This window comes from Arthrobacter sp. MSA 4-2 (assembly GCF_016405885.1).
In the GTDB taxonomy this organism is placed as follows: Bacteria; Actinomycetota; Actinomycetes; order Actinomycetales; family Micrococcaceae; genus Arthrobacter_D.
The window spans coordinates 35,469-57,277 of sequence record NZ_JAEKGC010000006.1; the positions used below are offsets into that span (position 1 = coordinate 35,469).

Annotated in this window: 23 protein-coding genes and 1 pseudogene; 9 read left to right on the forward strand and 15 right to left on the reverse strand. The window is 66.7% G+C overall.

Going from position 1 to position 21,809, the window contains the following annotated elements:
• Positions 1–160: 160 nt before the first annotated feature.
• Positions 161–2,275 carry a hypothetical protein gene (locus I6N91_RS08095; RefSeq protein ID WP_233091625.1) on the forward strand — a complete coding sequence of 705 codons (2,115 nt, stop codon included), beginning with the start codon at positions 161–163 and terminating at the stop codon, positions 2,273–2,275.
• A gap of 53 nt (positions 2,276–2,328) precedes the next feature.
• Here I6N91_RS08095 and I6N91_RS08100 read toward each other — a convergent pair whose 3' ends face one another.
• Positions 2,329–2,607 carry a hypothetical protein gene (locus I6N91_RS08100; protein WP_198812079.1) on the reverse strand — a complete coding sequence of 93 codons (279 nt, stop codon included), beginning with the start codon at positions 2,605–2,607 and terminating at the stop codon, positions 2,329–2,331.
• Between the two features lie 35 nt (positions 2,608–2,642).
• Entirely contained in the window at positions 2,643–2,831 is a 189-nt protein-coding gene (locus I6N91_RS08105) for a hypothetical protein (protein WP_198812080.1), read from the reverse strand.
• 81 nt (positions 2,832–2,912) lie between these two features.
• On the opposite strand from I6N91_RS08105, the gene I6N91_RS08110 reads away from it, so the two are divergent.
• Positions 2,913–3,929 (forward strand): GlxA family transcriptional regulator, encoded by a 1,017-nt coding sequence (locus tag I6N91_RS08110; protein ID WP_198812081.1) that lies wholly within the window; start codon positions 2,913–2,915, stop codon positions 3,927–3,929.
• The gene (locus I6N91_RS08115; protein WP_198812082.1) at positions 3,926–5,299 is read left to right on the forward strand and encodes a CoA transferase; all 1,374 of its coding nucleotides are present in this window, start codon (positions 3,926–3,928) and stop codon (positions 5,297–5,299) included. Before I6N91_RS08110 ends, I6N91_RS08115 begins: the two co-directional genes overlap by 4 nt.
• Positions 5,300–5,309: 10 nt before the next feature.
• Here the strand turns inward: I6N91_RS08115 and ftsW are convergent, their stop codons facing one another.
• On the reverse strand, positions 5,310–6,551 hold the full coding sequence (gene ftsW / locus I6N91_RS08120; RefSeq protein WP_198812083.1) for a putative lipid II flippase FtsW: 1,242 nt from the start codon (positions 6,549–6,551) through the stop codon (positions 5,310–5,312).
• Between the two features lie 581 nt (positions 6,552–7,132).
• Between ftsW and I6N91_RS08125 the strand changes: the two genes are divergently transcribed.
• From I6N91_RS08125 to I6N91_RS08140, 4 genes are all read left to right on the forward strand, one after another.
• On the forward strand, positions 7,133–7,336 hold the full coding sequence (locus I6N91_RS08125) for a hypothetical protein (RefSeq protein ID WP_198812084.1): 204 nt from the start codon (positions 7,133–7,135) through the stop codon (positions 7,334–7,336).
• Positions 7,337–7,519: 183 nt separating this feature from the next.
• Positions 7,520–9,079: an APC family permease gene (locus I6N91_RS08130; protein WP_198812085.1), complete on the forward strand. Its 1,560-nt coding sequence runs from the start codon at positions 7,520–7,522 to the stop codon at positions 9,077–9,079.
• A complete protein-coding gene (locus I6N91_RS08135) occupies positions 9,079–10,311 on the forward strand; it encodes a saccharopine dehydrogenase family protein (RefSeq protein WP_198812086.1) in 1,233 nt (410 codons plus the stop codon). Before I6N91_RS08130 ends, I6N91_RS08135 begins: the two co-directional genes overlap by 1 nt.
• 169 nt (positions 10,312–10,480) lie before the next feature.
• Positions 10,481–10,873 carry a hypothetical protein gene (locus tag I6N91_RS08140; protein ID WP_198812087.1) on the forward strand — a complete coding sequence of 131 codons (393 nt, stop codon included), beginning with the start codon at positions 10,481–10,483 and terminating at the stop codon, positions 10,871–10,873.
• A gap of 117 nt (positions 10,874–10,990) precedes the next feature.
• Here I6N91_RS08140 and I6N91_RS08145 read toward each other — a convergent pair whose 3' ends face one another.
• From I6N91_RS08145 to I6N91_RS08160, 4 genes are all read right to left on the reverse strand, one after another.
• Entirely contained in the window at positions 10,991–11,731 is a 741-nt protein-coding gene (locus I6N91_RS08145; RefSeq protein WP_198812088.1) for an NYN domain-containing protein, read from the reverse strand.
• Positions 11,732–11,897: 166 nt separating this feature from the next.
• On the reverse strand, positions 11,898–12,590 hold the full coding sequence (locus tag I6N91_RS08150; RefSeq protein WP_198812089.1) for a hypothetical protein: 693 nt from the start codon (positions 12,588–12,590) through the stop codon (positions 11,898–11,900).
• Positions 12,591–12,868: 278 nt separating this feature from the next.
• Positions 12,869–14,272: an MFS transporter gene (locus tag I6N91_RS08155; protein WP_233091626.1), complete on the reverse strand. Its 1,404-nt coding sequence runs from the start codon at positions 14,270–14,272 to the stop codon at positions 12,869–12,871.
• Positions 14,269–14,793 (reverse strand): helix-turn-helix domain-containing protein, encoded by a 525-nt coding sequence (locus I6N91_RS08160; protein ID WP_198812090.1) that lies wholly within the window; start codon positions 14,791–14,793, stop codon positions 14,269–14,271. Before I6N91_RS08160 ends, I6N91_RS08155 begins: the two co-directional genes overlap by 4 nt.
• A gap of 297 nt (positions 14,794–15,090) precedes the next feature.
• Here I6N91_RS08160 and I6N91_RS08165 point away from each other — a divergent pair, with 297 nt between their 5' ends.
• The gene (locus I6N91_RS08165) at positions 15,091–15,453 is read left to right on the forward strand and encodes a cupin domain-containing protein (RefSeq protein ID WP_198812091.1); all 363 of its coding nucleotides are present in this window, start codon (positions 15,091–15,093) and stop codon (positions 15,451–15,453) included.
• A 159-nt stretch (positions 15,454–15,612) separates the two neighbouring features.
• Here the strand turns inward: I6N91_RS08165 and I6N91_RS08170 are convergent, their stop codons facing one another.
• Positions 15,613–16,908 (reverse strand): FG-GAP-like repeat-containing protein, encoded by a 1,296-nt coding sequence (locus tag I6N91_RS08170; RefSeq protein WP_233091627.1) that lies wholly within the window; start codon positions 16,906–16,908, stop codon positions 15,613–15,615.
• A 494-nt stretch (positions 16,909–17,402) separates the two neighbouring features.
• Here I6N91_RS08170 and I6N91_RS17105 point away from each other — a divergent pair, with 494 nt between their 5' ends.
• Positions 17,403–17,564, forward strand: coding sequence for a hypothetical protein (locus tag I6N91_RS17105; protein WP_233091628.1), 162 nt, complete (start codon positions 17,403–17,405; stop codon positions 17,562–17,564).
• 75 nt (positions 17,565–17,639) lie between these two features.
• Here I6N91_RS17105 and I6N91_RS08180 read toward each other — a convergent pair whose 3' ends face one another.
• The 7 genes and pseudogenes from I6N91_RS08180 to I6N91_RS08210 form a co-directional block, all read right to left on the reverse strand.
• On the reverse strand, positions 17,640–18,293 hold the full coding sequence (locus I6N91_RS08180) for an HNH endonuclease family protein (RefSeq protein WP_198812093.1): 654 nt from the start codon (positions 18,291–18,293) through the stop codon (positions 17,640–17,642).
• Positions 18,294–18,898: 605 nt separating this feature from the next.
• Positions 18,899–19,232 (reverse strand): annotated as a pseudogene (locus I6N91_RS08185) (CpaF family protein); the annotation flags it as partial.
• 61 nt (positions 19,233–19,293) lie between these two features.
• Entirely contained in the window at positions 19,294–19,758 is a 465-nt protein-coding gene (locus tag I6N91_RS08190; RefSeq protein ID WP_198812094.1) for a pilus assembly protein TadG-related protein, read from the reverse strand.
• Positions 19,759–19,765: 7 nt separating this feature from the next.
• Positions 19,766–20,155: a hypothetical protein gene (locus I6N91_RS08195; protein WP_198812095.1), complete on the reverse strand. Its 390-nt coding sequence runs from the start codon at positions 20,153–20,155 to the stop codon at positions 19,766–19,768.
• A gap of 64 nt (positions 20,156–20,219) precedes the next feature.
• Complete coding sequence (locus tag I6N91_RS08200) at positions 20,220–20,615, reverse strand: TadE/TadG family type IV pilus assembly protein (protein WP_198812096.1); 396 nt, start codon at positions 20,613–20,615, stop codon at positions 20,220–20,222.
• Between the two features lie 3 nt (positions 20,616–20,618).
• Positions 20,619–20,831, reverse strand: coding sequence for a hypothetical protein (locus I6N91_RS08205; RefSeq protein ID WP_233091629.1), 213 nt, complete (start codon positions 20,829–20,831; stop codon positions 20,619–20,621).
• Positions 20,832–20,875: 44 nt separating this feature from the next.
• Positions 20,876–21,799, reverse strand: coding sequence for a type II secretion system F family protein (locus I6N91_RS08210; protein WP_198812239.1), 924 nt, complete (start codon positions 21,797–21,799; stop codon positions 20,876–20,878).
• Between the last annotated feature and the right edge of the window lie 10 nt (positions 21,800–21,809).

Sequence of the window (21,809 nt, forward strand, 5' to 3'; positions counted from 1 at the left end):
GACCCCACCGGGCACCGGAGTGGAAGTTGCCAGAAGAAAGCGCAGGATTTACGCAGGTTTTTCCCCGAGGCCGGAATCGACAGCCGGCATGTGGGAGCCTCCCCTAGAGTGATGCCGGTCGGATCAGCCGACCACTTTTACCTTGGGGGAGGAGACGTCCTTGTCTCTGCATAAAAACGTCAAAAATCGGCCACCGTCGAACCGGATGCTCAGGGGCACCACCCTGGCCGGAGTAGCGGTCCTGCTCGCGGGCCTGATCACCGGCCCTGCCGCCTACGGCACCTCTTCAGTGCCACCGGAGCCCACTCCGACGGGGGCGGCCGAGACGCCCCTCCCCCCGGCCGATGAGGCCCCGCCCGCGGCGGTGCCCAGCGAACCGGCTCCAACCGAAACCGTCGAGCCCGTCGAGGAAACCGACGGCCCTGTGAACGTCGCGCTTCCCACGGTCGACGGCCCCGCCGTCGTAGGCAAGCCGGTTACCGTCTTCACCGGCGAGTGGACGGGCGTGGAAGAATTCGGCACCCTGTTGCTGGAGTGGACGGCCGACGGCGAGGTGGTCCACGAGACCACTGCGCCGCCCGGTAAGACCTTCCAGTTCTGGATCCCCGGAACCGCCGGAGGAAAGAGCCTGGTCTTGTCGGTGCGGCCTGGGTTGCTCGGTGAGCCCGTCACGACAGAACCGCTGGACGTGGGAATCGGAACCATCGACGGGGTGGGGTGGACCAACCTAATCATTGGCAAACCGGCTGTGGGGCAGGAGTTGAGCCTCCATGCCTCCTCGTGGTCAGACACCTATGGGGTCGTGCCCGTCGCGACCTACCAGTGGTACCGCGGCACCTCCGCGATTGCGGGCGCGGTCTTCCGCACCTACACGCCGGTCGCTGCCGACCTCGGACAAAAGCTCTGGGCGGAAGCGACCCTCAGCGCGCCGGGATATGCGCCGGATGTCGCATCCTCAGTCGAGGTAACCGTCGGACCCGGTGCGCTCACGGCACCGGTGCCGAGCATCACCGGTACTGCCCGCGTGGGCCAGGCCCAGACCGCCAATCCCGGCATCTGGCCGGCAGGCACCACCCTGTCCTACCAGTGGTACCGAGGCACAACCCCCATCACCGGGGCGGTTGGGCGCACCTACACCACCGTGGCGTCCGACAACGGGCAGGCAGTCAAGGTCCGCGTCCGTGGCACCAAAACCGGCTACACCAGTGTGTACAGGGATTCCGCTGCGCGCACGATCGCAGCGGGAGTCATCACCGCGACCACGCCGGCCACCGTCAGCGGCACCCACCGCTACGGCCAGACGCTGAAGGTCTCCCAGGGCTGGTCTCCGGCACCGGCCGTCATCAAGTATCAGTGGTACCGCGCCGGTATTGCCGTGTCCGGCGCCACCGGATCATCGCTGTGGCTCAACTCCTCCTACATCGGCCAGACGGTGTCCGTCCGGGTCACCGTTTCCAAGCCGGGCTACACCACCGTCTCGACCACCACCGTGCGGAAGACCGTCGGGAAGGCCGTCTTCGCGGTCACGGCGGCGCCGCGGATCACCGGAACAGCGAAGGTGGGCTACACGCTGACCACCAGCCTCGGCACGTACAGCCCGGCTCCGGCTGCCTACGGGTTCCAGTGGTACCGCAACGGCATCGCAATTTCCGGGGCTACGAACCGCTCCTACAAGCTGACTACCACCGACGGCGGCAAGCAGATCACCGCCCGGGTCTACGCCAAGGCCAACTACTACGAGACCCGCTCAACCCTGAGCGCCGCAGTGGCCATTCCCGCTGTCCCGGTCGTGGTGCTCGGCGGCGATGGAATCTACAAGGTCGGAACCACGCTGAAACCCGGGCTCTATAAGGCCACCGGGACCGGCGAGGAATGCCAATGGGCGCGCCTCAACAGCTTCGTCTGGGACCCCGAGGGAAACAACATGAACGCCCATTACATGGGGCCAGCAAAGACCTACGTTCAGATCCTTGCAACCGATGTCGGCTTCCGGACCGAAGGCTGCGGCAAATGGACCACCGTCACCAGTGCGGGACCGCGGGCGACGAGCATCACCGCCAACGGCACCTACCGGGTGGGCATCGACATTCTCCCGGGCACGTACTACGCCTATGGCACGGGCGATGACTGCTACTGGGAGACCCTGTCCGGGTTCAGCTATGACATGAATGAGTTGATCAGCAACTACTACGGACCGCAGAGGACCATCGTGACCATCCCAGCCGATGTCAAAGGCTTCTTCGTGTACGGCTGCGGAACCCTGACCCGCAAGTAGCGCGCCGCCCCTCGAGGCCGGGCTCCCCTGACCAGGGGGGCCCGGCCAACGCGTCAGGGGCAGCAGTCGGGGGCCACCGGCTGCATTGACCCGGTCAACAGTGCAGCGCTTCTCCTGGCTGCCCGCACCGGTGGCCGGAGGAACCCCAGGCGCTGGAGAAGGCCCGGTCCCCGGAACAGCGGGCGGACGGAATGCGCCGGGCCCGGGCGCAGCGGGTCGGCGGTGCCGGCCCTCCTGCGTTCCGCGTTCCGGCGGTGTTCGGCCTCGGTGAGGAACCGTGACTGTTCCGCAGCATGAAGACGGAGGAAGTATTCGGCGGGTTGATTCAGCATCGGAGTTCCTTCGACATTGAACTTCTCGGATGGGGTCAGACGCCGGCGTCGGGGAAGGTGCCGGCATAGGGAGCGCTGGGTAGCGTGCCCGCCCGCCACGCGGCGTGGCCGGGAGGCGGCGGAACCGAGTGGAACCCGTCGGAATGGATCAGCCGCAGCAGGCCGAGCCCGGAAAGGCCGACGACAGCGGCGGCAATGGCTGGGAAAGTGAGAAGAAAGTCCATGCCTCGAGTCTGCGATTCGGCGACCCCAAAAAATAGTGGCAGAAACGCCACTTTCCATCGATTTCCTGCCATACTGTGATCATGCTCACTTCAGTGGCCCTGATCGTCCTTCCCGGCGTCACGCCCTTCGAGTTCGGGGTGATCTGCGAGGTCTTCGGCGTCGACCGCTCGAACCTCGACGTAGGCCTCCCGGCCTTCGATTTCCGCATCTGCACCCCGGTGCCGGGAACCGTGGAGACCGAGACCGGCTTCTCCATCGTCGTCGAGCGCGACCTGTCCGCCACGGTGGATGCGGACCTCGTCGTCATGATCCCCTCCCACTCCGGGGACCCCCTCCCCGACGCCGTCGCAGACGTCCTCCGGGCCGCCGACCGCCGCGGCGCGCACCTCTTCTCGGTGTGCTCCGGGGCCTTCGCCCTGGCCGAGGCGGGGCTGCTCGACGGCAGGCGGGCCACGACCCACTGGTCGCATGCCCGCCAGCTCGCGGAGCAGTACCCGGCCGTGACGGTCGACGAGAACGTGCTGTACGTCCAGGACGGCAACATCCTGACCAGCGCCGGCACCGCCTCCGGGATCGACGCGAGCCTCCACCTGATCCGCCAGGAGTTCGGGGCGCGGGCCGCCGCCGCCGTCGCCCGCGGCATGGTGGTGCCCCCGCACCGGGACGGCGGGCAGGCCCAGTACATCGAACGTCCCATCCCCGCCTCGGGCGGGGACCCGATCGAGGAGCTCCTGGTGTGGCTCAGCGCCAACCTCGAGGAGGAGCTCTCCGTGCCGGTTCTGGCGCGGCGGTTGCACATGTCGGAGCGGACCTTCGCACGGCGGTTCCGGGCGGTCACCGGGGCCACCCCGGCGGCATGGATCACCGCGCAGCGCGTCCAGCGGGCCCAGCTGCTCCTGGAGGAAACCCATCTGGGGATCGACTCCATCGCCCGCAGGAGCGGCTTCGGCCAGGCCGTGCTGCTGCGCCAGCACTTCCACAAGGTGCTGGGCGTCAGCCCCGCCGCCTACCGCCGTACCTTCCACGGGCCGCCCGAGACCTGCTGCAGCCTCGTGGCCCCCGACGCGTCCGAGCAACCGGCCGAGCAGCCGGCATGAGCACCGGCGGGGAGGGAGCCTCCCTGCTGACCCGCGCCTGGTCGGCGCTCGGAGACGATCCCGCGGCGCTGCAGCGCGTGCCGCCCGGCGGCGAGCCGGCCCTCACCTCGGCCCTGAACGTGCCGCGGCTGGCCCGGGACGCCGTCGCCGCCGCCTCCCTCGCCGCTGCCCTCTGGACCGACTCCCTCCTCCCCCGCGGCCGCCCCCGGGCCATCCACCTCGACGCCGGCCGGATCGCCACCGCGTTCCTCAGTGAGCGCCACCTGCGGATCCGGGGTGACAGCCCAGACCTCTGGGCGCCCCTGTCAGGATTCTGGGAGGCCGCCGACGGGTGGGTGCGGACCCACGCGAACTACCCGCACCACCGCGGCCGCCTCCTCGCCGCACTGGAGCTGGGATCCGACGCCGGTCCGGACGACCTCGCCGCCCGCATCCGCTCCGCCGCGGCCCGGGACACCGAGGACCGGGTGTACGCCGCGGGCGGGATCGCCGCCGCCGTTCGGCCCGCCGGGCAGGGCCTGGCCGACTGGGGCGGCCCGGCCGACGCGCCGCCGCTGGCGCTGACCCGGCTGGGAACGGCGCCCACCCGCTTCCGCGGCTCCCCCGCCACCGCAGCGGCACCGCTGAAGGGACTGCGGGTGCTGGACCTCACCCGGGTGATCGCCGGCCCCGTCGCCACACGCACCCTGGCCCTGCTGGGGGCCGACGTCCTGCGGATCGACAGCCCGGCCCTTCCCGAGATGCCCGTCCAGCACCTCGACACCGGAGCGGGGAAGCACAGCGCCCTGCTCGATCTCTCCCTGCCGGCCGATGAACGCACCTTCCGGCGCCTGCTCGACGGCGCGCACGTCGTCGTCACCGGCTACCGGCCCGGGGCCCTCGACCGGTTCGGGCTGGAGCCTGCGGCCCTGGCCGGCGGGCACCCCGGCATTATCCTGGCCCGGCTCAGCGCCTGGGGAAACACCGGCCGGTGGGCGCAGCGGCGCGGTTTCGACAGCATCGTGCAGGCGGTCAGCGGCATTGCGATGCGCGAGTCCTCCGACGGCGCCCGCCCAGGCGTCCTGCCCGCGCAGGCACTTGACCACGCAGCCGGTTACCTCCTGGCCGCCGGTGTGCTCTCCGTCCTGCGGCGCCAGCAGGACGAGGGCGGCACCTGGCTCCTGGAGTCCTCCCTGGCCGGGATCGCGGCCGGGCTGCTGCAGGACTACCGGCCGCTGCTGCCCCGTGCGGAGGCCGGCCCGCCGACGATCGCGGTGAACGCCGAGGGCATCACCACCGCCCTGCCGGCGGTGGCCTTCGACGACGGACCGGAGGACTGGCCGTTTCCGGCACGGCCATGGGGCGCCGACCCGCCCGAGTGGCAGCCGTAGGACCGGCCGCTCAGCCGGAGCCGACCGCGTCCCGGGTGGTCCCGGCCGTGCGCAGGCAGGAAAGCAGGACGCCCACCAGGGCCAGCAGGGCGATGATTGACGAGCCGCCGTACGAGATAAAGGGAAGGGGTATGCCCACGACCGGAATCAGGCCCGTGACCACGGCGATGTTCACCACCGCCTGGCCCAGCACCCAGACCAGCGCCGAGCCGCAGAGGCAGATGGCGTACGGGTTGTCCGCAAGGCGTGCGATCCGGACGATCGCGACGGCCAGCGTGGCGAACAGGATCAGGACCAGGGCGGCGCCGGCCAGGCCGAGTTCCTCCCCGAGGACGGCGAAAATGAAGTCATTGTGGGCCTCGGGAATCCAGTGGACCTTCTGGCGGCTCTGCCCCAGGCCCACCCCGAACACCCCGCCGCCGGCGAGCGCATAGACGGCGTGGGTGCCCTGGTAGCCCAGCCCCTCGGCGGCCCCGGCGCCGGAGGGGTCAAGCCAGACGAGGATCCGCTTCAGGCGGTTCGGGCTCGAGAGGACCGCGATGATGACGGCGAACAGGACGACGCCCGCACCGAGCATCAGGGAGCGGAGCCGGGCGCCCGTGAAGAAGAAGAGGCCGCCGACCACGGGCGCGAGGATCAGCGCCGTTCCGAGATCCCGGCCCGCCAGCACCAGGCAGAGTGCAATTCCAGACGCCAGGAGGACCGGCACCACCCCGTGCCGCGGGTTGCGCTGGAGGTTCACCCGGTCGGTGAGGACCCCGGCGCCCCAGAGGATCAGGCTGAACTTGAGGAACTCCGAGGGCTGGATGGTCATCGACCCGATGGCGATCCAGTTCCGGTTGCCGTTCACCTCCACGCCCAGCGGCGTGAAGACCAGCACCGCCAGAGCAAAGGAGCCCAGCAGCGCCACCCGGGAGAGCCTGCGGTAGAGGCGGAGCGGGATCCGCGCGAAGACCAGGAGGGCGATCAGCCCGAGGGCGCACCACAGGCCCTGCCGCAGGAACGTCCCGTAGGGCGACTGTCCCTGTGCGGCGAGGGCGAAGGACGAGGCGGACAGGACCATGATGAGCCCGATGGCCACCAGAGAGAAGGTCGTGGCCAGCAGCAGGGCTGAAGCGCTTTTGGCGGAGCCGGGCCCCCGCGGGCTGAGGAACCGGAGCTGGCGGGAGAAGACCGGGGCCAGGCGGCTGCGGCGCGGCGCATCGATGGATGGGGAGGTCGTGGGTCGTGGTAGTGGTCGAACTGCTGTCATAGCGTCCTGCCATTTCGGTCGACTGATCCGGCGGTGGCGGCGCTTTTTCTTTTCCGATAACCCCCACTAAACCGCGCCGTTCCGGCGACGGTACTTCACGTAATTTGCAGTGCCCGGTTCAAATTCGGTGTCGTCCCTACTCGAATACTTCGAGCCACTACTTGGTTTTTGGGAGTGCGTCCCAGTAGTTGCGCGTAGAGTCGCCACATGGAAGCGGTACCCCGGCATTTGCGCCCATCGACTACGGCATTGCCCGGATCGATTCTTTGGGGGCCCGTACCGAAATCCTCGCATGCTGATCGGTTATTCGAGGTCCACGTGGATCCGTTCGGAGCGACCTGCACCGCTGATATCGACGCTCATTTTGCGAATGGTGAATTCCAGTTCGAGCAGCGGCGTATTGAATGCGTGTAGCGGCGGCCGGCCGGAAATGAGCGGAGGCCCGGAACACTTTCAGGGCATCGCGTGTGGCGGGCGAGGCATCGGCAGGTCATGAAGTCGCCGGGACGGCGTATGCCCTTGTAGGGCGGAATCAACGCGCCTACCGTTGAGGGACAGTCCACGTCGTCAGGGGCACAATCATGGCAGAACTTCGCATCGAACAGTGGTGGGTCCTTTTGGACGTCATGCCGAAGGAATGGTTCCGCGAGAACCTCCGGGCGACGGCAATCGATCCCGACGCCGCCCGAGCCGTGAGCGAGGTCGGCGGCCCCGACCTCAGCGGGACGACTCTCTCCTCCGGCGACTGGGACTTCATCGAGACCCAGTCGGAGTTCGTGGACTGAGGCGCGCACACAACCCATCCGCACCCCTCGGCGCTTCCGGGCTGGGCTGCGGAGGTTCCTGCGCCCACCCATCCCCGGACCTAAAAAGAGCCGTTACAAAAACCGACTAGTCAGTATAGTGAGGGGCGTCACATCGTTTGCGGTCGACAATGACGCCGGCCGGCCGGACAGCGGAGGCGCACGATGAGTTCCACAGCGACTGGAAGAGATGCTCAAGGCACGCCGTCGGGTGAGGGGAAGGGACTCGCGGCCGGGACCCTGGGCGTGTGGGGGTCGGTGATCATTGGGCTGGCCTCGACCGCGCCCGCGTACTCGCTGGCGGCATCGCTCGGCTTCGTGGTCCTCGCGGTCGGAGCGCAGGCACCGATCGCCTTCATCCTGGCGTTCATCCCGATGCTGTTTATCGCCTTCGCCTACCGGGAGCTCAACCGGGATGTCCCCGACTGCGGCACCTCCTTCACCTGGGCCACCAAGGCGTTCGGCCCCTGGGTGGGCTGGATGGCGGGCTGGGGGGTGGCGGTCGCCGGCATCATCGTACTCGCCAATCTCGCCCAGATCGCCGGACTCTATATGTGGCTGCTCGTGGGCGACGGTTCGCTCGCCGAAAATTCCTTCCTGGTCACCGCCACCGGCGTCTTCTTCATCGCGCTGATGACCCTGGTCAGCTACCGCGGTGTCGAAATCGGCGCGAAGCTGCAGAACGTCCTCCTGGCGGTCCAGTACCTGGCGCTGGCCCTGTTCGTGGTGTTCGCCCTCATCGGGGTCGCCAACGGCACCGCCGAAAACGCCACGGCGCCGTCGCTCGACTGGTTCAACCCCTTCGCGTTCGACAGCGTCGCAGGGTTCACCGAGGCCATCCTGCTGGCTCTATTCATCTACTGGGGATGGGACACCTGCCTGGCGCTGAACGAGGAGACCCGTGATGCCCGCCGCATCCCGGGCCTGGCGGCGCTGGTCACCACGGTCCTGCTGCTCGTCACCTACGTCGCGGTCACCGTGGCGGCGATGATGTACGCCGGGGTGGGCGAGGAAGGCACCGGTCTGGGGAACGAAGTGAATGCCGAGGACGTGTTCTTCGCCCTCAAGGACGCCGTACTCGGCCCGGCCGCCTGGCTGCTGGTGGTGGCGGTGCTCGTCTCGGCGGTCTCCTCCACCCAGACCACCATCCTGCCGACCGCGCGCGGCACCCTCTCGATGGCCGTCTACCAGGCGCTCCCCCGCCGGTTCAGCACGGTGCACGACCGTTTCCGGACGCCGTCCTTCTCCACCCTGGTGATGGGGATCGCCGCCGTCGCCTTCTACGTGGTGATGACCATCGTTAGTGAGAACATCCTCGCCGACTCGATCCTGTCCCTCGGCCTGGCCATCGCCTTCTACTACGCCATCACCGGGTACGCCTGCGTCTGGTACTTCCGCGGCGACCTCTTTACCTCCCGGCGCAACTTCGTCTTCCGGTTCCTGTTCCCCCTCCTGGGCGCACTGATGCTGACGGCGGCGTTCATCCGGTCGGCGATCGACATGGCCGACGTCGACTACGGGTACAGCGTGCTCTTCGGGATCGGCGGCACCTTCGTCGTCGGCATCGGGTCCCTCGCCCTGGGACTGGTGTTCATGCTGGCCTGGCGGACCCGGAAGGGGTCGCAGCCGTTCTTTCGCGGGGAGAGCCTGAACGCCGACACGCCCGTCCTGGTGCCCGACTCCCCCGATACCTACCGGCGCTCGGTCGACGGCGGTCTCGCCTGATGCGCATCCTCATCGTCGGTGCCGGTGGCGTGGGGTCCGCAGCGGTGCGGATCGCCGTCCGGCGCCGGTTCTTCGAGCTGCTGGTGGTGGCCGACTACGACCCGGCCCGGCCGCAGGCCCTGGTGGATTCGCTCGACGACGGCCGCCTGGTGGCCGCGCAGGTGGACGCGTCGTCGGCGGACGCGGTCGCCGCGCTCGTGCGCGAGCATGGCATCACCCACGTACTCAACGCCGTTGATCCCCGCTTCGTCATGCCTATCTTCAACGGCTGCTTCGACGCCGGGGCGACCTATCTCGACATGGCGATGAGCCTGTCGGTCCGTCACCCGGAGGAGCCGTACGCGAAGACCGGGGTGATGCTCGGCGACGAGCAGTTCGCGCTCGCGCAGCAGTGGGAGGGCGCCGGCCGACTGGCCCTGGTCGGGATGGGGGTGGAACCGGGGCTGTCGGATGTCTTCGCCCGTTACGCGGAGGACGAACTGTTCTCCTCGATCGACGAGCTGGCGGTGCGCGACGGCGCCAACCTCGTCGTCGCGGGGGCCGACGGCGAGCCGGCGTTCGCTCCGTCCTTCTCCATCTGGACCACCATCGAGGAGTGCCTGAACCCACCGGTGGTCTTCGAGCGCGGGATCGGCTGGTACACCACCGAGCCGTTCAGCGAACCGGAGGTCTTCCGGTTTCCCGAGGGGATCGGGGAGGTGGAGTGCGTCAACGTTGAACATGAGGAGGTCATCCTCATGCCGCGCTGGACCAAGGCCCGCAGGGTGACGTTCAAGTACGGCCTGGGGGACGAGTTCATCGGCGTGCTCAAGACCCTGCACAAGCTGGGCCTCGACTCCACCGAGCCGCTGATGGTCAAGGGGGCCGCCGTGGCACCGCGCGACGTCGTGGCCGCGGCGCTCCCCGATCCGGCGACCCTCGGCGATCGGATGACGGGCAAGACCTGCGCCGGCGTGTACGTGACGGGGATCGGCCGGAACGGCGCACCCCGGGCTGTGTACCTCTACCACGTCGTGGACAACGAGTGGTCGATGGCCGAGTACGGATCGCAGGCGGTGGTGTGGCAGACCGCCGTGAACCCGGTGATCGCGCTGGAGCTGCTCGCGGCCGGGATCTGGCAGGGCACGGGCGTGCTCGGGCCCGAAGCCTTCGACTCCCGGCCGTTCCTTGAGCTGCTGGCTGCCGATGCGCCGGCCGGCTACGGGTCGCCGTGGGGGCTCGAGGAGCGCTGAAACCCAAAGGACTTGGTGCGCCAGGACCTTCGGGGCAGCGTGATGTCGCGTCCGCGTATGCGCGGGCGCCCCGGGGAAAACAATTCGTTGACGCAACTGTGCGCGGCCCTTAGGCTTCGGTCACTGGTGCTGGGGGCAGTCCGACAGAGAAGCGGAAGGACCACCAACCATGAAACATCTGACCCGATTGGTTGTCGCCTCAGGCGCCGGCCTCGTTCTCGCCCTCACTGCCTCGCCGGCCCTGGCCGCGCCGTCCGACCCGGGCAGCAACCGCGCCCAGGTGGAGCACGCCGAATTCAGCAGCCCCGATGGGTCATTCACCTACGAGCGCCGCGGCGTGACCCGAAATGCCGACGGTCACTACACGACCAACACCCGCGAGAAGACGACCATCGGTCAGTCATCGTTCGACTATAAGACCCACTACACCGTGACCGACAAGGTGACGAAGCTCAGCAGCCAGAACACTGTCACCGAGAATGGCGAGACCTGCCGCACCAACTCTCAGGTCGTCATCACGAACAGTGAGACGCGCAGGGAGAATAGCGGTTCGGGCTGCTAGCACGCAGGAAGGCGAACCCGCCATAACCATGACTTCATGGGCGGCGGGGCTTCCTTGGCGCCCAAACCTGTGCTTGGCCGGGATTCGGCCATTGCTTTGAGCCAGCACGACCGTCTCTCATACGGAGGCGTTCCGCGCGACGTTGCGCTTGTCTCTAACCAGGATCTTCTGGTTCTCACGTTTAACCTCAAACAACCCTGTTGCCTCGATCAGGTTGCCCAATTTCGGATAGCCGTAGTTGCGTGGATCCATCGACGCCTGGTTTCCTATTTGGCTTCCGATCGAAGCGAGATTGGCCCAGCCGTCATCCCCACTGGCAGCTTCCACCGCATTGCGCATCAGGAGCACCAGACGGGTATCACCACGCAGCTTTCTCGGGTCGACGCCTCCGGCGGGCATGGTGTCAGGGCTCGTTGGAGGTTGCCCCAGCCCTTCGACATAGGTAAATAACGAACATGCATTGACAAACGGCTCCGGGGTTTGCCTCTGGCCAAAGCCGTACACCTTCAAGCCGTCCGCCAGTATGCGCATGACCAGAGGAGTGAAGTCTGCGTCGCTCGAAACGAGGGCGAACGCATCGATTGAACCCGCACTCAGCAGATCCATGGCATCAATCACCATCGCCATATCAGCCGCATTCTTGCCAGTGCTGTACGCAAATTGCTGGATGGGTCGTATCGCGTAGGGATGGAGAGTGGCCTCCCACTGCTGCAGATGTGGGCTTTTCCAATTCCCGTAGGCCCTTCGCACATTAGCGACGCCGTGCCGGGCCACCTCGGTAAGGACGACGTCGACCTTGGATGCTGGCGCATTGTCGGCATCAATAAGCAGGGCAATCCGCTTTTCGACTGGAATCACCTGTTGAGCATGCAGGCAGAAATCAGGTTAGTCAACCTATGCGAGTGCATAAACAAAATGTCGCCTTCACGGCTGCTTGTCGACCACGGGCGAGGAGCGATCCCATTGGCGTCATAAGGACTCCAATGGGTATTCACCCTATCTTCCGAACCAGCCGATCAGAAGGTCAGGGCTGGGCGTCGATCCTCTCGTTGCGCGCACGAATGAAAGCCCTGCTGTGTTGTAAATACTCGAGGTATTCGTCGGGGGTCCTCGGAACTGCCGGCGTCCTGAAGTTGTCGAACGGGTGGAAGAAGCGGATGGTGCCATCCTCATTAATGAGGTCCTGCAGAAGGAAAAATTCAACGTACCCGTTGAAGTCCTTGAACAGGGCAAAAAAGTCTGAATACCTGTCTAAGACTTCTCCAAACTTGTTTGACGATTCGCCTGAATAGTGGCGGCGGATGCATTCCAAGGTTATGTCGAAGCGGTCGGCGATGCTGGGGTTCAATCCCCGCGCACTATTGATCTCCACTTTTCCGCCGATGCGGTTGCCGGGAAACACGAGGGCGCTGCCGGCGGTGTAGCCGCCGTATTGAGGCAATTCATCGGCTGGGATCTGCGCGATGGCTGCAGACGCCTTGTCCGTCAGCCTCGTGGTGATGGCGTCGCTGGCAAGGAGGAAGACACCCAGTTCGGACCGATGCACGAGGTACCTGCCGGGCTCTTGCACCAAATCGAAGCGTCCTCCGCCGTAGGGCAGATCCTTGCTCCACAGCAACTGGTGATGGTTGCGCAGGGTCGGGCTGTACTTGTCGGGATCCTTCCCCTGAGGCGTATCGGAGCGGTAGTTAAAGGACGTGTCAACGCCTGCGGTCATGATGCGGCTCCCCCTGCTTGCGCCTCATTCAACGAGCTCCGTCACCGGTTCCGCTGCGTCGAGGCTACTGGCCGTGGCCAGCTCCCCGGCCGCCACGAGACGAGACATTACCGCCCCCTGCCGTCCTCCTGCGTGTCCGCCGCACATCTGTTGCGGGCGATGCGTATTAGTAGCGGCATCGACGAGCCCGGACGTGGACGACGTACCAGCCTGGCAGACCGCTGTTCGATGCGATGAGGTGGCGGTGATGGCCTTCTCGCCCGCTCAGCGGCCCAGCGCTAGGCGGCCGTCCGCTCTGTCGCTTGCTGCCCGGGGCTGCGCTGCTTACGGATGGTGGCGCTGATGACGGCTGCGATGGTGCACATAGCTGCCGCCCCGAACCAGGCGTAGGTGTACTGGCCCGTGGCATCCCTGATGGCACCGGCGCCCAGTGCTGCCGCGGCTGCTCCGAGCTGGTGGGCTGCGAACACCCAGCCGAACACCACGCTGCCGTCCGCGCCGAAGGTTTCCCGGCAGATGGCCGCCGTCGGCGGCACGGTGGCCACCCAGTCGAGACCGTAAATCACGACGAAGACGATCATGCTGGGCTGGACTTCGGCGCCCAGGAGCAGCGGGAGCGCCAACAGGCCGATCCCGCGGAACTGGTAGTAGACGACGAGCAGGATCCTCGGGTTGAACCGGTCCGTCAGCCAGCCGGAGGCGATGGTGCCCACGATGTCGAAGATGCCGACGACGGCGAGCAGGCCGGCGGCAGTGGTTTCCGGCATGCCATGGTCGTGCGCCGAGGGAATGAAGTGGGTGCCGATCAGGCCGTTGGTTGTGGCGCCGCAGATCGCGAAACCGGCAACCAGAGCCCAAAACGTCCGGACGCGGCTGGCCCTCCTAAGGACCTGCAGAGCGCGGACCGCGGCGTTCCTCCGGGGACCGGTCTCCGGCGTTGGGGTTACCGGCAGCGTTCCGTCGGCAGGTGGGGTTTCGCCGTATGGCAGCACGCCTGCGTCGGCCGGGGAGTTCTTGAGAAACTTCAACACCAGCGGCACCACAGCCAAGGCGCCCGCGGCGATCAGCAGGGACGCCTGCCGCCAGCCCGGATCCTGGGCGAGCAGGGCGATGAACGGCAGGAAGACCAGTTGGCCGGCAGCACTGCCCGCCGTGAGGATGCCGATCACCAGCCCCCGGCTCTTGACGAACCAGGTGTTGGCGATGGTGGCGGCGAAGACCAGGGCCATGGACCCGGTGCCTAGCCCGATCAGCAGGCCCCAGGTCAGCAGGATCTGCCATGCCTGGTTCACCAGCACGGTGAGGGCGCTTCCTGCACCGATCAGCACCAGCGCGGTCGCCGTCACCGCCCGAATACCGAACCGCTCCATCAGGGCAGCTGCGAACGGTGCCGTGAGTCCAAAGAGGACGAGGTTGATGCTGACGGCTGCCGATAAGACGGTGGTGGACCAGCCGAACTCCGCCTGCAGCGGCACCATCAGGGCCCCCGGTGCCGCTCGGAACCCTGCGGCACCCACCAGCGCGAGGAAGGCCACGGCGGCAACGGTCCAGGCGGGGTGGAAGCGGCGGGAACGCGCGGGTGCGGGGGCGCCGCCGGTGGCGGGGTTGTGGGTTCCGCCGGCCACTCCCCGGCCGGCTTCCGCGGCCGTTCCGTCGACGTCGACGGTGCGGTCCGCGCTCATACTGCTGCCGCCTTCGTCGCTTCAGCGGACGGCACCACGGCGGTGGCCAGTTCCACCGGCGCATCGGTCCTTGTCTGGCTGTGCCACTTCGTGGTGGCGGCAGTCAGCCGTTCACCGCACCCGGTGCAGGTGTCGGCGGAGCCGGTGCGCTGACCGCAGACGGAGTGGATGACGTACATATGTGCCTGCTCGGAAGGTGCAGGGAGGTGTTTCTCGGACCAGATCGTGACCGCGTTCAGGACCGGGAGGGCGTCCTCCCCCATCGGGGTGAGAACGTACTCACTTCTGGTGCGACCGCCGTCGTTGTACGCCCTCTTCGTGAGCAGCCCGGACTCCACGAGATCTGCAAGACGCCTGGTGAGAACGGAATCGGACACTTCCAGCCGGAGCTTCATGGCATCGAAGCGCCCGTTCCCGAAGAACACCTCCCGGAGCACCAGGAGGATCCAGGGATCACCAAGGACGTCAACGCCGCGGGCCATGCTGCAGTCGCGTTCGGACCAGTCTGATCGGAGTGCCATACCGGCACTCTAGCTGACTTTCTTCAAGATAGGCAGGTCCATGCCGAGAGATTGTCGGGAACACCGGTCTCCGGTCAGCCACGGGGCCACACCGGGTGCAGCTCATCCGGGGACCATATGCCCTAGGCAGCAAGGGGCGACCGGGTTTATACCTTGTGGCAGTAGCCCAGTGCATGGGCGGCCCTTCCGCAGCGGGCACCATCAGCTGCATTCCATACCCATCCGAGGAGGTGAAAATCCCCAGAGAGCAGTCACCGGAACCTAAACAACGAGCAATTTCATCCACAGGAGGTCAATATGCCAGGGCTAGTTCGAAAAAGCCTCGATTCGCCCGAGGAGACGCGTCCCTTCGAGGGCGGTACGGGCCAGCTTCAACTCGTCAACCTGGAGCAGGGCGCCGTGGGCCGCGCCACGTTCAATCCGGGATGGCGCTGGTCCGAGCACGTCAAGCCGATCGCCAAAACCGACAGCTGTCAGGCCGCCCACATGGGCTATTTCATTTCCGGCCGGATGAAGGTCGTAATGAACGACGGCGAAGAGATGGAGTATGGGCCCGGCGACTTCGCCACCATGGCGCCCGGGCACGACGCCTGGGTACTGGGAGACGAACCCTGCGTGATCATTGACTGGCAGGGTTTCGCGGACTACGCCAAACCCTGAAGTCACGGGCGCAGCCCGCCGGAGATGAGAAGTCCGCGCCGGCTCAGGCCCGGGCTTCTCACCGACCGGCCGCAGCAGCCGCGGCCGCAAAGAATCTCCGGAACGCAGGCAAGGCCGCCGGGGTGGCCGCCGGTTAGTGCGTTGGAACTGTGCTGGAGGTCAGAAGATCGCGTTGAGTCCGTTCCACCCGCTGCCGATCTGCACTCGGGGCAACCACCCGCCTGACCCATTGCCCCGGTACAGCCACAGGTTGCCCTGACGGTCCCGTCCCACGACGTCGGCGGTACGGTCGCCATTGAGATCTCCGGGGCTCATCACCGCCGTCAGTGAATTCCAGCCTGATCCCACCCGGACGCGCGGCAGCCACCCGCCTGCGCCGTTTCCCGGATACAGCCATAGGTATCCCGTCGCCGTTTCGCGTGCCAAGAGGTCCACACGTCCGTCGCCGTTGAAGTCCCCCGGTCCGACGATGGAGTTGAATGAGTTCCAGCCAGTTCCCGCCCGGACCCGCGGCAACCATCCACCGGTACCGTTTCCCCGGTACAGCCACAGGTACCCGGTCGACCGCTCCCGCGCGAGAACATCGACGAACTGATCTCCGTTGAAATCGCCTGGCCCCACGATGGAATTGAACACGTTCCAGCCGGTTCCCACCCGTACCCGTGGCAACCATCCGCCGGTTCCGTTTCCCCGGTAGAGCCACAGATATCCGGTGGCCGCTTCCCGGGCCAGCACGTCGGCTTTTCCGTCACCGTTGAAGTCACCTGGTGTCTCGAGCGCGTTCAGCGGACCCCAGCCCGCTCCGATGCGTGTACCAGCCCATACCGCGCCGTTCCCCTTCCCCCGATACAGCCGGAGGTCTCCGGTCGCCGTCACCCGGGCCATCAGGTCGTTGTTCCAGTCGCCGTCGAAGTCGGCGGTGGACCGCGAGAGGGTCGATGCCGGGACGGCTAAGGGCGTGAAGGCGTAGGGTTCGCAGGTCAGATCGTAGTCCCGTGTGTCGTCGTACCACTGAGAGAGGTACACCCGGCCGCCGGAGAAGCTGGACTGCCGGCATCGATCCAGCGCTTCGCTCGGATAGTCGAGCCTGCCAGCGGTGGCCCACACCGGCACCCCGGGCAACCGCCACGACCCGGTGATGTCAGCCCAACCCGCCGCATAGGAGTACAGCCCGTAGGAAAACCCCGAGTCACGGAGGCCGCGCATCAGCCCTTCGATGATGAGCCGGTTATCCCGCCGCTGAGCGGCGGTGCCCGTCGGCCAGGGTTGAGCCGGACGCGGCTCGACGTCGATCCATACAACCGGCGGACGGAAACCGACCCGGCTCATGCTGGCGACGGCGAACTTCGCCTCGGCGTAACCCACGTTGGACAATTGTGCGGCCCGGGTGGTGGCAGTCCACGGTCCCCGGGCACCGTACGCACTCAACTGCGCTGCAGTGGGGAACGCAGCCATTGCGTAACCGTGGGTCTTCTTGTTGTTGTTTCTGGCCCAGTTGACTTGGCTTGCCAGACAAGGATTCTCGGTGAAGGGCAAACCCTTCGTCAGCCCAATGATGACGAATTGGGTGGAGACCGGTGGCAGAGGCAAACCAAACCCGCCGACGGAGGACGGACACTGAGGCCAGGACACGTCGTGGCCATAGAGGGGCGCGGCGTGAACCGGCGGTGCGACGGTCACGGACCCAGACAAGAGGGCAAGCGATGTTCCGAGAGCTAGAACCATCCGGCGGAGCGAGCCAACCACCATGCCAACCACCTCATCCAAGGTGAGTATTTTATCGCCGATCGCGGGTCTTGGTCGGTTGGAGGCTTATCACAATTGAGGGTCCAATTGGGGTCGGAAGCCGCTCCAGCCTCTCGATCATCTCTCGGGAACTCGCTGGGGATTCCAACCCCGACGCTCAGCAGATTGTGGCCGACGGGTTGGCACGGTCCATCGTGCGGCAGGTGAACGCAGCATGGCTGGGCAACCTCGCCGCCCCTGCACCCAAGGGCCTGGCTTCCCTGACGACGTCGGGCGTCGTCACCGCTGGCGGGCTGGTAAACCCGGTTCCATTTGCGGCAGCGTTCTCCAATGCTGATGGACAACCGCCCCTGGGTAACACCTGATAATGAAAGAACCGGCCCCGTTTTTCGCCTGAGGTTGAATGCTCTCGTTCTGTCTGGCTTAGACCCAGATCGAGCCTAGTACTTAACGACCGTGAGTGAGGCGGCCGGGCACTGGTCGGCTTTCTGAACCAGGACGGCCTTCTCTCGTGAGTCGACGGTCATGCCCCACCGCGTCTTCACCATGACCCACTGGGCGATGTAGGAGCACTGGTTGGCCGGCGGCATCCAGTCCTCGGGGCCCTTGGCCTGCTTCTGCTGGTTCAGCAGGTTCGTCTGCGCGTTCAGCGAATGGGCGTAAAGGTCGTTGTAGAACGTGACCCTGCGGGCCTGGGTCCAGTTCCGGGCACCGGAGCCCCAGGCCTCGGCCACCGGGACCAAGTGGTCGATCTGCACCGTGGTGGGCGAGGTGTGGACCTTGTTGTCCCAGCTCGTGACCCACCGGCCGGCAGTGACAGTGCACCCGCCCGAACTGTAGGTCGGCGCCACCCTGGTTTCGGAGATGAGGACCTCGGCGCGGGTGTACTGGCAGTCCCTGTTCGTGTCGATCCAGCCGCTGCCAAAGTACCGGGCCCGGTCATAGCCAAGATTGTTCTCTGCGGCGAGGGGCAGGGCGCGGGCCGCAGCCCGCAGATTTGTGGTGTAGGTGGTCCCTGCGTCTGCAGGAACGGTAATTCCGGTGAAGAGGAGCCCCGCGGTGAACGCGGCGATGAGACCAGCTTTGATTTTCATGATTTCCCAGCTTTCGGGCGCCTCCAGCAAGCGCCATATACACAAATTTGCGGCCAACCCCGCCTAGAGATCCTCCAATGACAGAAATACAGTGGTCAGGCCCACGCAATACGGTGTCACCACGAGGTCCAGCTGTTTCCCTATACCGGGCACTGATCCACTGCCACTGCCTCCGGGATGGTGTCTTAAATCCGTACCGTAGTCGGGGAGATGCGCACCTTCTTGTCCAGGTGATCATCTTCGGGTTCGGCCTCAGCGCGTGAACATCTGCCACCGCGAATTCGCTGAACCCATATTTCCTCCGAAAACATGATAGGCCGTAGCCCGCCAGCCGAAACCAAGGAATTACAGAGGTTTTATGCAGTTTTAACGCACCAAACCGATCTGTCACAACCCGCGTGGGAAAGTGACGCAGTGTCTAGGAGAACGCTGAAAATTTTCGTGCGAATGGGGAAAAATTGGGAGCGAATAGCGGGTTGCCGCTACGCCTGAAAGGCGCCCCACCTACGGTCTCACCTAGAACGCGGGGAGGACCCGCGTCTCATCCTGCGAATGCCTGGGTGTATCTACTACCGTCGATGGGTAGGGATGTGTCGGTGGTCGTTTTGTACCGCGCCCGAGACGAGGATGTTCACCCAGCCCCGATCGCGGCGCCCAGGAACCGGGCCGCCTGCGGCGTCAGCGTCCCCAGCCCGATGAGGTGCTCCAGGCGGGTAGCCGGGTGACGAACCGGCGGATATTTACAGCCCAGTGCCTGCGGGTGACATCCAAGATCACCACGTGCAGCCTCGAGCCATCGGGCAGGGAGGCATCGACAAAGGACGAGGAGGGATCGACGCGCCGCCCCGAAGACTTGAGCATCCACTCCACGAGGTCCCGGACTTGCTGGGGGCAGGTCAACGAGGTCAGTTGGGAGTCTATGCCGCGGGCGACGTTCAACTTCGGGGGGACGCTGGCTCACTGCTCCTCGCCCGTTGCTTTCTGTGTCCTCGCTGTGCCGTCAGCGGGTGAGTTCGGAGCGGGCGTCGGCGGTGGCGGTGATCGGGATTCCGTCGGGCACCAGGACGGTGACCAGGGGCGGGTGGACGACGGCGGTGAGGACCACCTGCGCGGTCCTGCCGTCAGGTGTGCCAGTCGCCCGATCCACGGCCAGGGAGGGAAGCCGCTGTCCTGCGCCGGTGCGCTGCAGATACCCCTCGGCCGTGGACCGCACGGTGCCGGGGTCAAGCACCGGTTGCGGGCCGGTGCCCGCTGTGGGGTCGATGGTGAAGGTGTCCGCGGCGGTCAGGGCGGCGCCGTCGGCCGCCGACAACAGGCGCGAATGCCCGAGGTAGACCGCCGATGCGGCAAGCACCACCGCCAGGACCAGCAACAGCAACAGCAGATAACCGATGATCAGCACCCCCACCTGACCGTCCTCGTCCGCCCAGCCGATTCCCCGTCCGGCCTCTCCCCCTGCCTTCATGCCGGGCTCATCCGAACCGCTCCACCGACTGGGTGGCACTCGAATCCACCGTGACCGCCGAGTCATTCACCCCGGGCATGGCGGGAATCAGCGGCAGCGGCACCGCCAGGCGGACCACGACCGTGACGGTGGAACCCGGGGAAAGACAGACACCGTCACAGGACAACTCAACCTGGGCCTGCTCCGGGGAGAAACCGAAGTTCTCCACCGCCACCAGGGCCGCCTGCCGCGCCTGGGCCTGACCCTGCTCCGGAGTGTCGGCCTCTACGAACACCTTGGCCGCGTGGTCGGCCGCACCCACCACAGCGAACGAACCGCCCTGCAGCTGCCCCGCCGACAGGATCAGGTAGACCACTGGGACCAGCAAGATCAGACCGAGGAACGTGAACTCGAGCACCGCGCTGCCAGCCTCCTCCCGAGCCCGGAAGCGTGCAGTGCGGACCAGCCCGGACCGGGCGGGCCTACGACGGAAGGACCGCACGGCCCTGCACCTCCAGCACCCCGGCCGGACCGAGCAGACCCACCACCGGAAGCGGAGCCCGCACCACCACCTCCACGAACTGCGCCCCCGGGGCCCCCGAGCGTTGGACCGTCACATCCGAAGCGAAGTCCTCCCCCACCCCCGCGGTGATCAGCTCGGCGGTACGCTGCCCGGCATCCCCGGGACTTCGGTCGGCAAGGGTCCCGTACCGGGCACCCGAGGCGGCCGCGTCGATCAGGGTGTTGCGCACGTGCAGCACCAGCATCAGCTGGACCACCGCCAGGAAAATCACCGTGAGCAGCCCGCCGATCAGCGCGAAATCGACAACCGCCGATCCCGCCTCACCCCGCAGGCCCCGGCGAACTCGCGACCGCACCACCTACGGGGACACCTGATTCATCGCCGCCTCGAACAGGCCCTGCAGCGCAGGCCCCGCCAGGGCCAGCAGCCCCGCCACAAGGACCGCCGACATCAGCGTGATCATCACCCACCCGGGCACATCCCCGCGCTCAGCGTCGGGGTCGGAGACGACCCGCCGGTAGATGGCGGCGAGGGCCAGCCAGGCGCGGGCACCACTTCGATCTCTTGCCATTGTCGTCTCCATTCTCTGAGCGGCCGGCTTTCCGGTCGTGCGGTTCAGAATCCAAGGTTGATCAGCGCAATGCCGGGGTACACGGCGAAGAGGACAGTCAGGGGAAGCACACCGAAGACCAGCGGAACCATCATGGCGATCTCCTTCTTACCGGCCGATTCCATGAGCTCCCGTTTGGACATGTCGCGCACGTCCTGCGCCTGGGCCCTCAGCACCTCGGCCAGCGGGGTGCCGCGCTGGACCGCGACGGTCAGCCCGTCGACGAACCGGGCAAGCGGGGCCAGCTGGGTGCGGCGGGAGAACTCCTGGAACGCTTCGACCACCGGGGTCCCAGCCCGGGTTTCGGCAAGCACCCGCCCGAACTCCCCGGCCAGCTCGCCGCGGGCGGTCCTGCACACCCGTTCCAGGGCGCCGGTCGCGCTCTCTCCGGCGCTGACGGCCAGCGCCATCAGTTCGGCAAGGCTGGGAAATTCCGCGAGCATCCGCGTCTCCCGGCGCGGGATCTGCCGGGTCAGGAGATAGTCGCGGAACAGGTACCCTCCGACGGTGCAGGCGAGAACCAGGACCGCAGCGAAGAACGCGTTCGATCGTCCGGAGCCGGCTGCCAGGACCGTCAGGGCGGTGGACGCACCGAGTCCGAGCGCCGCCCAGAGGATCTGCTGGGCCCGGAAGTCGGTAACGCTCAGTCCTCCACCGGCCTGCACCAGTCGGCGGTCCAGCAGGGTCGATGCGGGATTGAACCGGTTCAGCCGGCGCACCGCATCACGGAGAACCGGCTGCAGGATGCGGCCCAGGGGGCCGAAGGGTGCCGGGCGGCCCGCGTCCGCGCCGAGCAGGCGGGACCGGACGTCCACGACCTTCAGCTGCGGGCTGATCCGGTCCACGAATCGGACACTCCGCGCCGACGGCAGCCCCGCGAGCACCATCCACAGGCCAAGTCCGAGCGTACCGCCCGCCAGGAGGGACATTGCCACCACC

Bases quoted from the DNA above. Each gene is read 5' to 3' on its own strand.
- I6N91_RS08100 (WP_198812079.1), bottom strand. From the start codon at position 2,607: ATGCTGAATCAACCCGCCGAATACTTCCTCCGTCTTCATGCTGCGGAA.
- I6N91_RS08105 (WP_198812080.1), bottom strand. From the start codon at position 2,831: ATGGACTTTCTTCTCACTTTCCCAGCCATTGCCGCCGCTGTCGTCGGC.
- I6N91_RS08110 (WP_198812081.1), top strand. From the start codon at position 2,913: ATGCTCACTTCAGTGGCCCTGATCGTCCTTCCCGGCGTCACGCCCTTC.
- I6N91_RS08115 (WP_198812082.1), top strand. From the start codon at position 3,926: ATGAGCACCGGCGGGGAGGGAGCCTCCCTGCTGACCCGCGCCTGGTCG.
- ftsW (WP_198812083.1), bottom strand. From the start codon at position 6,551: ATGACAGCAGTTCGACCACTACCACGACCCACGACCTCCCCATCCATC.
- I6N91_RS08125 (WP_198812084.1), top strand. From the start codon at position 7,133: ATGGCAGAACTTCGCATCGAACAGTGGTGGGTCCTTTTGGACGTCATG.
- I6N91_RS08130 (WP_198812085.1), top strand. From the start codon at position 7,520: ATGAGTTCCACAGCGACTGGAAGAGATGCTCAAGGCACGCCGTCGGGT.
- I6N91_RS08135 (WP_198812086.1), top strand. From the start codon at position 9,079: ATGCGCATCCTCATCGTCGGTGCCGGTGGCGTGGGGTCCGCAGCGGTG.
- I6N91_RS08140 (WP_198812087.1), top strand. From the start codon at position 10,481: ATGAAACATCTGACCCGATTGGTTGTCGCCTCAGGCGCCGGCCTCGTT.
- I6N91_RS08150 (WP_198812089.1), bottom strand. From the start codon at position 12,590: ATGACCGCAGGCGTTGACACGTCCTTTAACTACCGCTCCGATACGCCT.
- I6N91_RS08155 (WP_233091626.1), bottom strand. From the start codon at position 14,272: ATGAGCGCGGACCGCACCGTCGACGTCGACGGAACGGCCGCGGAAGCC.
- I6N91_RS08160 (WP_198812090.1), bottom strand. From the start codon at position 14,793: ATGGCACTCCGATCAGACTGGTCCGAACGCGACTGCAGCATGGCCCGC.
- I6N91_RS08165 (WP_198812091.1), top strand. From the start codon at position 15,091: ATGCCAGGGCTAGTTCGAAAAAGCCTCGATTCGCCCGAGGAGACGCGT.
- I6N91_RS08170 (WP_233091627.1), bottom strand. From the start codon at position 16,908: ATGGCTGCGTTCCCCACTGCAGCGCAGTTGAGTGCGTACGGTGCCCGG.
- I6N91_RS08180 (WP_198812093.1), bottom strand. From the start codon at position 18,293: ATGAAAATCAAAGCTGGTCTCATCGCCGCGTTCACCGCGGGGCTCCTC.
- I6N91_RS08190 (WP_198812094.1), bottom strand. From the start codon at position 19,758: ATGAAGGCAGGGGGAGAGGCCGGACGGGGAATCGGCTGGGCGGACGAG.
- I6N91_RS08205 (WP_233091629.1), bottom strand. From the start codon at position 20,831: ATGGCAAGAGATCGAAGTGGTGCCCGCGCCTGGCTGGCCCTCGCCGCC.
- I6N91_RS08210 (WP_198812239.1), bottom strand. From the start codon at position 21,799: ATGTCCCTCCTGGCGGGCGGTACGCTCGGACTTGGCCTGTGGATGGTG.